This is a genomic window from Lacticaseibacillus casei DSM 20011 = JCM 1134 = ATCC 393 (assembly GCF_000829055.1).
Classification (GTDB): Bacteria; Bacillota; Bacilli; order Lactobacillales; family Lactobacillaceae; genus Lacticaseibacillus; species Lacticaseibacillus casei.
In genome coordinates this window covers 2,710,751-2,723,525 of the sequence record NZ_AP012544.1, presented here as the reverse complement: position 1 = coordinate 2,723,525, position 12,775 = coordinate 2,710,751, and the positions used below count along the sequence as shown (strand labels likewise).

At 47.7% G+C, this 12,775-nt stretch carries 16 protein-coding genes and 1 pseudogene; 12 read left to right on the top strand and 5 right to left on the bottom strand.

The features are described 5' to 3' along the window. Positions 1–11 precede the first annotated feature (11 nt). The 4 genes from LBCZ_RS13115 to LBCZ_RS13100 all read right to left on the bottom strand — a co-directional run bounded on the left by LBCZ_RS13115 (position 12) and on the right by LBCZ_RS13100 (position 3,419). Positions 12–263, bottom strand: coding sequence for a hypothetical protein (locus LBCZ_RS13115; protein ID WP_025013398.1), 252 nt, complete (start codon positions 261–263; stop codon positions 12–14). After that, complete coding sequence (locus LBCZ_RS13110) at positions 260–1,021, bottom strand: sugar phosphate isomerase/epimerase family protein (RefSeq protein ID WP_025013399.1); 762 nt, start codon at positions 1,019–1,021, stop codon at positions 260–262. The genes LBCZ_RS13115 and LBCZ_RS13110 overlap by 4 nt, the downstream gene beginning before the upstream one ends. A 277-nt stretch (positions 1,022–1,298) precedes the next feature. Further along, entirely contained in the window at positions 1,299–2,282 is a 984-nt protein-coding gene (locus LBCZ_RS13105; RefSeq protein WP_025013400.1) for a LacI family DNA-binding transcriptional regulator, read from the bottom strand. 36 nt (positions 2,283–2,318) lie between these two features. Further along, positions 2,319–3,419, bottom strand: coding sequence for an SLC13 family permease (locus LBCZ_RS13100; protein WP_025013401.1), 1,101 nt, complete (start codon positions 3,417–3,419; stop codon positions 2,319–2,321). Positions 3,420–3,566: 147 nt separating this feature from the next. Between LBCZ_RS13100 and rlmH the strand changes: the two genes are divergently transcribed. Together rlmH and LBCZ_RS13090 are read left to right on the top strand one after the other, a co-directional pair. Continuing rightward, on the top strand, positions 3,567–4,046 hold the full coding sequence (gene rlmH, locus LBCZ_RS13095) for a 23S rRNA (pseudouridine(1915)-N(3))-methyltransferase RlmH (protein ID WP_025013402.1): 480 nt from the start codon (positions 3,567–3,569) through the stop codon (positions 4,044–4,046). A gap of 182 nt (positions 4,047–4,228) precedes the next feature. Next, on the top strand, positions 4,229–4,675 hold the full coding sequence (locus tag LBCZ_RS13090; protein WP_025013403.1) for an ASCH domain-containing protein: 447 nt from the start codon (positions 4,229–4,231) through the stop codon (positions 4,673–4,675). An 82-nt stretch (positions 4,676–4,757) separates the two neighbouring features. Here LBCZ_RS13090 and LBCZ_RS13085 read toward each other — a convergent pair whose 3' ends face one another. Then, entirely contained in the window at positions 4,758–5,567 is an 810-nt protein-coding gene (locus tag LBCZ_RS13085) for a sialate O-acetylesterase (protein ID WP_025013404.1), read from the bottom strand. 330 nt (positions 5,568–5,897) lie between these two features. Here LBCZ_RS13085 and LBCZ_RS13080 point away from each other — a divergent pair, with 330 nt between their 5' ends. From LBCZ_RS13080 to LBCZ_RS13035, 10 genes and pseudogenes are all read left to right on the top strand, one after another. After that, positions 5,898–6,569 carry a hypothetical protein gene (locus LBCZ_RS13080; RefSeq protein ID WP_025013405.1) on the top strand — a complete coding sequence of 224 codons (672 nt, stop codon included), beginning with the start codon at positions 5,898–5,900 and terminating at the stop codon, positions 6,567–6,569. Between the two features lie 86 nt (positions 6,570–6,655). Beyond that, entirely contained in the window at positions 6,656–7,411 is a 756-nt protein-coding gene (locus tag LBCZ_RS13075) for a tyrosine-protein phosphatase (RefSeq protein WP_025013406.1), read from the top strand. Between the two features lie 56 nt (positions 7,412–7,467). Then, the gene (locus LBCZ_RS13070) at positions 7,468–7,998 is read left to right on the top strand and encodes a D-glycero-alpha-D-manno-heptose-1,7-bisphosphate 7-phosphatase (RefSeq protein WP_025013407.1); all 531 of its coding nucleotides are present in this window, start codon (positions 7,468–7,470) and stop codon (positions 7,996–7,998) included. A 2-nt stretch (positions 7,999–8,000) separates the two neighbouring features. Continuing rightward, on the top strand, positions 8,001–8,495 hold the full coding sequence (locus tag LBCZ_RS13065; RefSeq protein WP_025013408.1) for a GNAT family N-acetyltransferase: 495 nt from the start codon (positions 8,001–8,003) through the stop codon (positions 8,493–8,495). A 22-nt stretch (positions 8,496–8,517) separates the two neighbouring features. After that, positions 8,518–9,247, top strand: a pseudogene (locus tag LBCZ_RS13060) (GNAT family N-acetyltransferase). Positions 9,248–9,325: 78 nt separating this feature from the next. Continuing rightward, entirely contained in the window at positions 9,326–9,838 is a 513-nt protein-coding gene (locus LBCZ_RS13055; protein ID WP_025013409.1) for a hypothetical protein, read from the top strand. A gap of 44 nt (positions 9,839–9,882) precedes the next feature. Further along, entirely contained in the window at positions 9,883–10,389 is a 507-nt protein-coding gene (locus LBCZ_RS13050) for a hypothetical protein (protein ID WP_025013410.1), read from the top strand. 164 nt (positions 10,390–10,553) lie between these two features. Continuing rightward, positions 10,554–10,874 carry a DMT family transporter gene (locus tag LBCZ_RS13045; RefSeq protein WP_025013411.1) on the top strand — a complete coding sequence of 107 codons (321 nt, stop codon included), beginning with the start codon at positions 10,554–10,556 and terminating at the stop codon, positions 10,872–10,874. A gap of 57 nt (positions 10,875–10,931) precedes the next feature. Further along, a complete protein-coding gene (locus LBCZ_RS13040; protein WP_025013412.1) occupies positions 10,932–11,900 on the top strand; it encodes an ADP-ribosylglycohydrolase family protein in 969 nt (322 codons plus the stop codon). Further along, the gene (locus tag LBCZ_RS13035; protein ID WP_032958887.1) at positions 11,897–12,652 is read left to right on the top strand and encodes a hypothetical protein; all 756 of its coding nucleotides are present in this window, start codon (positions 11,897–11,899) and stop codon (positions 12,650–12,652) included. The genes LBCZ_RS13040 and LBCZ_RS13035 overlap by 4 nt, the downstream gene beginning before the upstream one ends. The last annotated feature ends 123 nt before the right edge of the window (positions 12,653–12,775 follow it).

Genomic DNA, 12,775 nt, shown 5'->3' with positions numbered 1-12,775 from the left:
GAAGCGCCCCCTTAATACTTGTTCAACTCGCTTAAAATGCGTTGGTAACTAGAACGGATGCCGCTTTGATCAGGATCCTCAAAGAACTTGTTCTCAGTCGAGTTAAATCGCTCAGCGAGATAAAATGCCGACAAATACGCAGCTAAAGCTTCTTTACTGGCTGCCTCAATATCCACTTTTTCCGGTGACATCTGAATATTCAAAGACTTGATAAAATTCAAGGCGAATTGTTCCGGATCAATTTGCAAACGTTGGTTATTCATGTACGTGACCCCCTAGCTTGCTCATCTTGCAGCAGTTTTTTGCCTTCCAAGATAATGCCGTGATGTGCGGTCGGATATTCCAAGGCGATGGGCACTGTGTCTGGCAAGATCGCCAAAATATCGCGCCACGGCAGATCGCCTTGATCTAACGGAACGATGACTGGCTTTTCGCCACCGGTTAGGTCGTCTTTCACGTGGATGTACCGCGTATATTGCCGAAGTGCGGTCGCGGCCTTCAACGGATCCTCGCCGACGAACGGCCAGTTGCCTAAATCGTAAACATAGCCGATCGGAATATTCGCCGCCGCGACCGCCTGAAGAAACGTCAAAACCGGCTGCAGGCGACCGCTTGTGGTGGTTTGATCATTTTCAATATTGATTTCGATCCCTTGCTGGGTCAGCGGAAGCAAGGCGCTGGCCAAATCACCGGAAAACTCGGCAAAAGCGCCAATGTTCCACTTGATCTTGGTCACGCCCATGGCTTTTGCCTCATCCAAGTAACCTTGAAGCTTTGGGTTGACCTGACCCTCAGCAACGAAAATTTCGTCTGGAACACTGTAGAAAAGCGTCAGCTGGTGATCCTTGGCAAGTTCAGCCACTTGCGGCAGTTCCCGGGAAATATCGCGAAAATATTCCCGTCTGACTTCAATGGTCGAAAAGCCTAAGTTGACCAACTCTGACACGAGGTCAGCCTGTGATTGGCCTGCCTGCCATTCAGAAGCGAGCAATAAAAGATTGGCAACGATTGGTGCTGGCATGATTACAACCTCCTAAAAGTGAGCGCGAGCCGCCCCTCTGCGCTAAGGGGAAGCGTGTTACGTCGAACAAAAAGTTAACTTGATTCGAATGGGAAACCGGTTTCCTTAAAGAGCACATCGTTACTATACAAGCGCTTACAATCACGGTCAAGTAAAACGCCCGTTTTGTTTTGATTAAAATGTGCGGCCGAGGTAGCACGGCTTAAGAACGCAAAAATCGCTCCTAGAGATTTTATTCATCTCTAGAAGCGATTTGCTTTGGGATCAATTTTCGGAATCAGAAGGATGAGCGAATGCGCACATCCGCGGGAATTTCCAGACGCTGGACCGCAACCGGTTCACCGGCGATTTGTTGCGCCAGTAATTGAGCTGCCGTTGTGCCGATGACGTCGGGGTGTTGCGACACCGCGGAGATGCCCGGCGTGACCAACTCGGCCCAATCCCAGTCATCATAGCCGCTGATGGCAATATCTTGAGGGATGTGCAGGCCTTTTGCATGCAGCCAACGCAGCGTTGCCATTAACAACCGGCCGTTTGCGGCAAAAACCAGCGGATGCGACTGGGGATGCGCTTCGAGCCAGGTGGCCAGCGGTGCGACGCTATCGTTTTCGGTTTCCAATAAGGTTACTGTGGTCGTCGTATTTTTAAACGTGTCCAAAAAGGCTTGGTAACGCGATTGACGCGTGGAAATTTGGGCGATCGGATTGATGAGGATCAGGATATCCCGGTAATGACTGTTGCGGATGGCTTGTGCCAGTTTAGTGGTCGAGCGGTAGTCGTCGGCAGTGACAGTTGGCCATGCGAGCGGTCGAGTTAATCGGTCAACCAGAACCATAGGCGTCTGACTGTCACGAATCAGGTCATAATGATGGGCCACGGCGCTTAACGGCTGCATGATAATCCCGTCAACATTCATATTCAGTAACATTTTCAACGCTTTTTCTTCGCGTTTCAGGTCATTGGCCGCGTCATTGATCAGGATCTGATCCATCGACTGCTGCGTGACTTTGTTGATGCCACTGATGAGTAAAGTCGAATAAATGTTGGAAATATCGGCTACCACCACACCGATTAAATGACTGCGGTGGGTTTTCAGCGAACTGGCTTGGCGGCTGGGGGTATAGTTGAGCTCCGCAATCACCGCAGCAATGTGTGCCTTGGTGGCGTCCGACATATGTTCAAACCGTCCATTCAAATAGCGGGAAATCGTTGCCTTGGACACACCGGCTTTTTGCGCCACATCTGTGATGGTGAATTTCAATCGCGCCACCTCCGTTTGCTTTTCATTATACGACGATTAGCGGACGGTTAACCAATAGCCGGCACATCCCAAAATGACCAGCGCGACTAAATTGAACACGGTGAACCCGACAAAGAAACGCGCGTGTGGGCGACTGCCATAAACCAAATATTGTTTGAAAACCAGCAAGTTAGCCATCGAACCGACCAAAGTGCCCACGCCGCCAATGTTGGAACCATAAAACAACGCTTCAACATAGCCGGTAAATCGGGCCAACAGAACGGTGGACGGAACGTTGGAAATAACCTGACTGGTCAGAACCCCACTTAAGTAAACTGAATCCTCTGAATTTTCAAGACTGGCAATAAAATGGGTGACCCATGGAATCTGTCCGACCACGCTGACAATCACGAAAAAACCGGCGAAGGTCAAAACGACCGCATAATCCACATCTTTCATATCTTTTGGATCAAGGGCGACTGAAAGGAGAATTGCTAATACCGCGCCGACCCAAGCTGGGACGAGGCCAATCACCCCGGCGAAAACGACGCACGCAACGATGACGGCAAAAATCGTTGGCCGTATCTGGATATGAATATGTTCGGTGGGCACGTTGGGTACCGGGACGTTGCGCAAAAACAGGCTAAGCAACACCAATACCAGGAAACTGCAGGCCAGCAACGGGATTGACCAGCTGAAAAATTCTTTTAGATTAATCTGGAATTGATGCATCAGGAAAATATTGTGGGTGTTACCGAACGGGGTGAAGGCGCTACCAAAGTTAGCAGCCATTCCGATCAAGGTTACTGGGAGAATTTCCGGCAGCTGATATTTCTTGGCCACGCGCAGATATAACGGTATCAGCGTTAAAACTGTGACATCGTTGGAAAGAAACATACTGGCAAAAATGGCAAGGAAAATAAACCACCACGTTAACTGGCGCGTGTTGTTCGCCCGGGACGTTAACCGATATGCCCAGTAATCAAGAATATGTAGGTGTTCGAAGATTTGAATCACCGTCATCATGGCAAGGATGGACCATAATGTGGCAAAACTTATGTCGCTTATTTTAGGCCGGCCTATGAATAGACTTATGACGACCAACAAGCCGGTGATCTGCAGGACCCGATCTCTGATCAGACGCCGAATAACAATCATCAATTTACCTCATTTGAAAAAAACTCAACCTGTACATTTTGCGCTAAAAACCGAACGATGACAATAGCTAAACCCAACAGAACGTCTGGTATACTTGAATTAAGACAAGATTGTGGCGTGAGCATGATGACGGGAGCGGCAAGTAACGTGAATATTAAAATCATTGGTGTCGGTAAGTTGAAAGAAAAGTATTTTCGTGAAGGTATCGCGGAGTATTTAAAACGGATGGACAAGTTCGCCAAAGTCAAAATTGTTGAAGTGGCGGATGAAAAAGCACCGGAGAATCTTTCCGAAGCCGAAATGGCGGAGGTTAAGGACAAAGAAGGTAAACGTATTTTGGCCAAAATCAAGGATAAGGAATGGGTGATTGCCCTAGCGATTGAAGGCAAACAGCGCGCCTCCGAGGTTTTCGCGAAAGAAATTGCCGATCTCGGTACATATGGCCACTCGGATATTACCTTTGTGATCGGCGGCTCGCTTGGCCTGTCACCGGCCGTCATGAAGCGCGCCAACGACACCTTAAGCTTCGGGAAATTAACCATGCCGCACCAGCTGATGCGCTTGGTGTTGATGGAGCAGATCTACCGCGCTTTTATGATTAATATTGGTAGTCCGTATCACAAGTGAGCGTGGGCATTGGAAGTGAAAAGAATCACAATGCTTACCCCACTTAAAAATATATCTCTTCATTTTGGCCATTTCTAGGAGATATATTTTTGAAGGCGGCTGTTTCTTCAAATCTTCGAGATATATTGACCAAAATCGGCAGGTATTCGTTCGATTGAACCATCTAAGTAAGGAGCAAAATAATGACACCAGAAACCTATTTCACCCAGGCAAAGCAGGCGTTGGGTCTGTCGAGATCCACACCGTTACAAAGCGCGTATCAGTTTGGCGCTGAAGCAGATAAATTGGAAGCACTCGTGCTTGCTGGCAAAAAGATGGCAACAGCAAGTGCACGAGATGTATATGCTGTCGATGAACCATTGCCACAAACAGGCGCGTATGATGTGATTTTAAATGCATCCAACGAACCTGTTTGCGTGACTTACACGGATGCTGTCGAAGTCCAGCCATTTTTAGCGGTGACGGCCGACCATGCGTTTCGTGAAGGTGAGGGAGATCGCAGTTTAGCCTATTGGCGACAGGTTCACGAAGCATTTTTTAAAGGCGAGTATGTGGAAGCAGGTAAACCCTTTGACCCAGCGACAGCGCGAATCGTTCTCGAATCGTTTCATGTTGTGTATCCGGTTTGACGATTAGTACTCAACAACATTTTGACATCATCAAAAAAGTCTCCGGTATGGGAGGCTTTTTCTGTAAGTAAATATTCGGAAGTCAATAAATCTTAACTGCGGGCAGATCTAACTTTTTGCCCTCGATGATCTTCTGGTCAATTAAACAGTTGAAGACTTGGTTACCAAAGAACTCGGCGCTTTTGGCGTCAAAATGATAGGCGTCCAGCAAAGTGCCGTTTTGCATGTCGATCATGTGGATGTTAGGGTCTTCCGATGCTAGTTGGCTCATGCTCTTTTCGACTTGCGGGTCGTATTGTTCGGAGTGATGGCTGACGGTGCCGCAGATGATGGGTAAGGTAGCGTTGCCGACTAACTGGCGGCAGTAAGTGAAGACAGCTTTGAGATTGTCATAGTAGTGATCGGCGGCAGCTTGCGAATAGGATCCGCGGTCGGCTTCACCTTGATGCCACAGCATGGCCTTGATGTCGAGGTGTTGCTGACTCGCCGCGAGACACTGTTTGATGAGGTGGGTGAATGCCAGCAGCAAAGAGTCATCAGGCGAAGCGAGTTCGTCAAAATGCGTGGTCCAGTGGCGATCACCATCACCGGTTGGGTCGATCGATGTCCCGCCTTCGGAACATTTGATGACGTATAGACCTTGATAAGGCGTCCGCTGCAAAATGTTGTGGTAGGTCACCAAGTCGAAGCCCCAGCGATCCTGAGATAAATCGCTGGTTTTCAAACTGGGCTGAAAGACGCCTTTATCGTGATCAGGGGTGTAGTTGCTGCAATAGTGGCAATCCGCCAGCGGCAGCTGAATGTCGGCGGGTAGTTCCGTCACGGGTACCCGCCCATCCATGTTGGACTGGCCGGCAGAGATAAGGGTGATCGGCGCTAGATCTTTTTCCAAAATAATCGCTCCATTCTTAAAAATTGAATGTGGTCGAGTCGTTGCATCGAGCAGTTTTTACTGTCGCCGCGTTTGTTTTGGCTCGAGACAACAAAGAGCACTTCTATGGATTCGGTTTTAGAGCGAACAAAATCCATGGAAGTACTCCCGCGATTAAAGTACAACAAAAGGAACCTTATGGCAAATCGTTGAGCTTTAATGAGATGCCAATCTTGTGCCAATGGACTCCAACTTTTTCGGAGGTGGCAAGTAAAATGCGGTATAACACGCGCTTCATTGTGTTAAATTAGTAGCAAACCCTGATGTTGAAGGCGGATCGAGGTGAATCGGATGAATGAAAAACGCGAATTGCAAGTCAAAGCGGCCATTGCTGGTGCTTTAGACGCTGAAGACTGTATCATCAGCTTCTATTGTGCACGGAAAAGTCAGTCAATCTATGTGATTCTTGGTCGTCCTATGAGCCAGTATTTGGCCATCCGAATCAGTAACCACCGTGCTTTCAGCGGGTTTCAAAAAGTGCCGACATTTTTCTTGCGTTCACAAGCACAGCTGACTGAAGAGCTGACAGAATTTTTAAAAACGGCGACTTGGCTAAAGTTTGATTATCAGGATTTCTTTGTGCTGTCACTGATTAAATACGGGCACCATCATGGGACAACGTTTCAAATTGATGATAGTTACGCGACCTTTTCCGAAGAATCGCAGGCTATGATTTTCTATCAGCTTATCCATTTAGGCAGGCGGCAGCAGGTGATGATGAATGCCTTGCCGGAGGATCTGAATCATGCGCTTGCCAAGCTTTATGCGTCGGATTTGATCGGCAGCTTTTCTAATCAGCAATCGTTGCTGGTTTATCTTTCTGAAGACGGTCGGCGGCTTTTGGACTTACATGCCGGTCAGTATATAGCACAATTTATGGAAGATTATGAGCAAGTGAATTGGCGCAACTTGAACTTGCCAGCGGTTGGGTCATCGACTGAACAGCAGCAGGATCAGGCGTGATGCCGGTCATCTTATTTTGAAAAAGGCGATCGCAATGCAGCAAGAAATCCTGATTCAAGGCAGTGACGTTTTTGGCACAAGGGGATGTGGACTTGGAAAAAATCACAAATTTTCGCGAACTTGGCGGTTATCGCAACAAGAATAAGCAGATGGTCAAAAAGGGGTTGTTGTATCGTTCTGGGCAGCTTTTTGAACTGGATGATGCTCAGAAACATTATCTAACCGCGACAGTGGGCATTCGGCATATTATTGACATGCGCAGTGCAGACGAACGCACGCAGTTTCCTGACACGACCCTGCCAGATGCCGCCTACACTGTGTTAGACATTTTGAAAGATGCCACTACCAACGACGCCAGCTTGGGTCATATGATAACCGAACAAGGCGATGTGCGCGAAAACATGCTGGCGACTTATGAACAGCTGGCGATGAGCGACTCGGCGCAGGCGGGCTACCACGCGTTTATCCACGACTTGCTGGCGGCACCAGAGCCCACTGCTTTTCACTGTTTTGCGGGAAAGGACCGCACCGGCGTTGGCGCCGCGATCATCCTGAAGTTGTTGGCAGTTTCCAATGAAACGATCATGGCGGATTATTTATTGACCAATCAAGAGCGCAAGACTGCGAATCAGGTGATTCTGGCTGATTTGAAAAAGCAAGGCGTTCCCGCAGCGCAACTGCAGACCATTGCGGTGGCGCTGAAGGTGGATGCTGCGTATCTGGCGCACTATTTTCAGGTGATTGATACGAAGTTTGGCAGTTTTGACCATTACTTGCGGCAGGGCTTGCAGTTGACAGATGCGGATGTGGATACGTTCCGGGGGTTGTATTTGCAGGGTTAACAGGCCGATCTTTCGCTTCTTATTCGGTGTTTTTATTTATGAAGGGGCGCTACTTAATGCCGAAAAATATTGTTTTCGTTGATCGTGACGGGACGATTGGCGGGGATGGACACTTTACGCCTATAGCCGAATTTGTGCCATATGCAGGCAGTGTGGAAGGCATTCATTCTTTGCGTGCAGCGGGACTTCAGGTTTTTGCCTTGACCAATCAAACGCGGATTGCGGCCGGTGAGCTGGACGAGGGGGAATTGCGGCGCTCGCTCCTTGAACTGGGATGCTCGGATGCCTTTATCTGTCCGCACGCTGAAAATGCCAACTGTGATTGCCGCAAACCGAAAACCGGACTCGTGACTCAGGCTCACTTAAAGTATCATTTTTCCAATGAGGAAGCTGTGATTGTTGGAGACAGCTATCGGGCTGATATGCAGTGTGCTAGTCGTGCCGGCATTGTGGGCATCCATGTTGCAACCGGTCGCGGAGCTGCAGGCCGAGCTGATGTTAGCGGTACATGGGTTGAATGTGCAGATTTAGCCGCTGCGGCAGATTGGATCTTACGACATAATCAACTGGAAAAAGAAGGTGACTAGGCATGGTGAGCATTCGCATTGTTAAAGCAACGCCCAACACCGATTTTACTGCCGTCAGCCGGGTTTATTACGACACTTGGCAGTCGGCTTATCGCCATCTGATTCCAGCAGATTTTTTAAAGCAACTCACACCATTATCGCGGCATCCTGAAAAACGGTGGCAGAACACTTTTTTGGCAATCACTGGATCCGAAGAGATTGTCGGCGTTTGCAGCTTTGGTCGTGCGCGCATGGCAGATTATGCAGGCTGGGGTGAATTATATTCGTTGTATGTTTTACCGCAATTCCAGCGGCAGCACGTCGGCAGTCAGCTGATTGAGCATGCGTTGAAACGACTTAGCCAAACCTATGAAAACAATTATGTGCGGGTGCTGAACAATAATCTTGCGGCGCAGAAGTTTTACCTGCAGTTTGGTTTTAAGAAAAACGATACGGTGCTGGAAGATGTGACCAGATTTGGCACGATTCGCGAATTGATGATGATTCGGGAAGGGTAGAATTTATTAGTGAGGACATAGTATGTCATTGATCACCACCCAGTTAGGACTTGATTTTCAATTGTCGATGGCAGAACTGAAAGGTTCACGTAACCTTTTTATGGCAAAACCGCCCCAGCCCGCGGCACGTTTTTGGGCACGCGATGAAGGGGACATTGTGATTCGGGACAACCGCTTGTTGGTGCGTGTGACAAATCCAGAAGCCTTAATAGCTTTGAAGCGGGCGTTTGGCGAAGAGGATGGCGCGTGGTTTTTGTCGATGGCTAATTTAACTAAATTAGCAACGATATTAAGCAGTTTTGGTCTGAGGGTGAGCAATATGGCCCCCTTTTTCGTGCCGAGTCAGCGGTTTGTGTCAAATCTCATGCCGGAGATACATCTGATTGAAGCGGATGAAATTCCCGCTTATCGAGCAAACAAGGCAATCACAATGGCGTTCGACTATGATCGCCTTTACCCGGATCAATTGGGCGTTGCTTATCATGTTGATGGCGAATTAAAAGCCATAAGCCGGTGCGAGCCAGAACGGGGGTGCCTGCTGGGAGATCAGTGTCGAAATTCTTGATCCGCAATATCGACATCGTGGCATTGCCGTCCAATTGGTTAAACAGCTGACCGCTACTATTCAGAGTCGGCGGCCGGATATTTTGCCCGTCTATGGCACACAGTTTTCACATGTTCAGTCAATGAATGTCGCGATTCGAGCAGGATTTGTACTTGGATGGACAGAATTAATGATCGGGAAATGTTAATCTGGTGTTGGAACTATATGATGCGCAAGCGCTGGGAATGCCAGAGTTTATGTAGTGTCATTGAAAGGGGAAAATATCATGTCCGATAAGCCGATTTCACCTCAAGTTATGGCGAAATTCAAACAGTACTGGCCAAGATTCGAAAACAGCAAATTGTATCGGGATTCAGATTCAGCACTGGGTTTCGATGATAATGCACCAAGTGTCATCCAGGTGTACCTTAGTGATATGGCTGAAATTTCTGGCTTAAAACCGGCTGAGTGGACCATCGGAGACATTCGTCGATCCCTAGAGCGTTTTGCTAACGAGAAAACAGATGACTTTGATGAGATAATGACGCTACTAAATACTTTGCGGATTATCGAAACTTTTTTGGATTGGCTGTCGGCGATTAATGCGCTTCACTTACGGGAATTTGACATTTGGCAAGTGATGGATCCCATCAAGACTGGTCTTACCGATCGTATTGATGCTGCCCTCGGAATTGACGAGCTTAATGAGTCAGACGATGAACAGGACGCAGATGCTGCGTTCATAGAAGAAGACGAGATAGCTGATCAGTCGCAAGACGAGCGTTATCAGCCTGACTAATTCTATCGTATCGAACCACACGTCGACAAAATTGGTGATCAGCAATGGCATTGGCCACTGCAACAAGTGTTCACGATCAATTGCTTAAGTACATAAGATTGGCATGGGCAGCCGAAGACAGTCAGGATCTGCGTGATGCTTATCCTCAATCAGTGGTCATTGATGCGGTTGTCCAGATGGGTGATTCGCTTTATGCCCAATATTTAGAAACCATACAGACGTGGGAACCGGAACATTTTCTTGACTACATCACCAACACCATTCATACACAGCCGTTAGAGAAATCGCAGGCACTCATTGCCAGATGGATGCATCTACTTTTGTATTTAATTTTCAATGACAAGATCGAAAGAGAGCATGGTGATGAACTGCTTGCGATGTTTGCGCGCGGGGCACAATTTTACCCAAGCCAAAACCAAAAGGCAGAGCTATCTCGCTATCTGACTATAAACGGGGCAAGCGGAAAAGTAAAAAGCGTCGTAAAAAGCGTTAATCAGCAGTTGCCCAAATTGACACATATCTTTTACTTGTCTAATTTGACATCACCGTAAATATGTGAAAAGATAACTAACAACAGCAATTTAAATAACTAGTCACTACCGGGTGACAGTATCGCAACCGCATTAGGTCAATGTAGCGGTTGCGGGTACTGTCACCCTTTTTTGTTTGGCTGTGATGGTTGATGACTGGCATTTAATCACAGGAGGAAAAGAACATGCAGTGGTTTTATTTAGTTTTAGCAGGCGGTTTTGAAGTCGTTTGGGCAACGTTTATGAAGTTGTCGCACGGTTTTTCACGATTAGGTTTTACGTTAGCTACGTTGGCAGGGATGATTTTAAGCTTTGGCTTTCTTGCGTTGGCGGTCAAGCATCTTCCGTTAAGTCTGGCATATCCGGTCTGGACCGGGGTCGGTGCGGTTGGTTCGATCATTGTTGGTGTGGTTTTGTTTAAAGATCAGCTGCAGCCAGCAACTTGGCTTTTTATCGCTTTATTGGTCATCGGAATTGTTGGTATTAAAGTGACCAGTGGCGATTAGTCACCAAATGAACCTTATGAAATGATAAACTTAAGTCATCAACGGGGAGGTGTGCGAATGTTACCGGATCGCATCATGCGAGTGCTTCAGGCAGCTGTTGTTGGCGATGCTTTTGGCGTGCCATATGAATTTAAGGAGCGTAAGTCTTATACCGTAGAAGCTGAGATGATCGGTGGCGGATTCTGGGAGCAAGCGGCTGGTACGTGGTCGGATGATACGGCTTTTACGCTTGCACTCATTGACAATCTGACTCAAGACGGCAGTTACGCGGATCTTATGGATAAGTTTGTGGCGTACATGGAGCGCGGCGCTTATACGCCAACCGGGCAGCTGTTTGATATTGGCAATACCTGTGCCAAAGCGATTCGCACTTATGTCATTGAGCAGGCTGAACCGACAACGTGTGGCGATCCCTCTGAATTTGCAAACGGCAATGGTGCCTTGATGCGATTGGCTCCCTTGGCGATTGCGTTATATGATGAGCCGGCATTCAATCAGCGGGCTAAAAAGTATCGCACATACACCCAACTGACACATCGGCATCCACAAGCCGTGCTTGGCAGCATCATTTATCTGGAAATATTGTGGCAATTACTGCATGGAAAAACACTATCGCAAGCGCTGGCAGCAGTGAACCTGTCGTTTGAAGCGTTGCCGACAGCAGAACAAGCAGAAATACCGGTTTATCACCGGTTGTTCGCGGCCAACTTTAAGAAGCTGCCTGTGTCAGCGATTAAATCAAGCGGTTATGTCGTTGATACACTGGAGGCAGCAGTCTGGGTGGCGGCCAATGCTCGTGATTTGAAAAATGGGATCATGAGCGCTGCTGCTTTAGGCCATGACACAGACACAATTGCGACCATCGCGGCTTCATTAATGGCTGCCAGCGGACGCGATGTGATACCGCCGGAATGGTGGCAAGTTATTGTTAATCGTGAATTGGCGGAGTCATATATAACGCCTTTTGCGGAGAAGTTTGGTAATGCAATCGAATCGGCTGAAAGCGATGGGGTAAAAAGACAATGAGTCAAAATGAAGAGGCTTGGATTGAAGAAAGTCACCAAGCGATGCATGGCTGGGATTTTAGCCACTTAAAGGGTCGCTGTGAGACTGCTACTTTGCCATGGAATTATCGAGATTTGGTGAGGCAATATTTACAACCGGCTGATGAATGGCTGGACATGGACACTGGCGGCGGGGAACTGATGAGCTCATTTAATCATCCCGTTAAAAAGACTTCGGTCACAGAAGGCTGGCAGCCGAATATTGATTTGTTGAAGCGGACACAGGTACCACAAGGGATAACACTGTATGCCGATCCGGAAGGTCAAATGGCGCAGGTGCCTAGTGGTCATTTCGAAGTGGTGACGAATAGTCATGGTGGATTGCCAATTGCTGCAATTGCGCGTGTCTTACGTCCTGGCGGTATTTTCATTTCACAACAAGTGGGGGCAACTAATAATTACTCGTTATCGCGATTCTTGAATGAGAAGTACGCTCCCGCGTTCCCTGACAACAATCTGTTACAGGTTATAACGCAATTACAGAACAGCGGCTTCCAGATTCTAAAGGCAGATGCTTCTTTTGTTAAAATGCGCTTTACGGATGTTGGTGCCATTGTGTACTATGCGACGGTCATTCCTTGGGAGTTTCCTAACTTTGACGTTAACCGAGCCATGCCGAAACTTCATCAATTACAGGACATTATTGCAAGCGTTGGTGATATTACTACTTTTGAAGATCGCTTTATCATTGTGGCTAAGAAGGATGAAGACTGAGGTAGAAACGGCGACTTGCGATTAGCACCAGTCGCAGTATGCAAGTAATAAGTGAAGAAGGCTTTAAAATCCGATCTAGTTTCGGACCTTAAAGCCTTCTTTCACTTATCAAGCGGGTTAGTC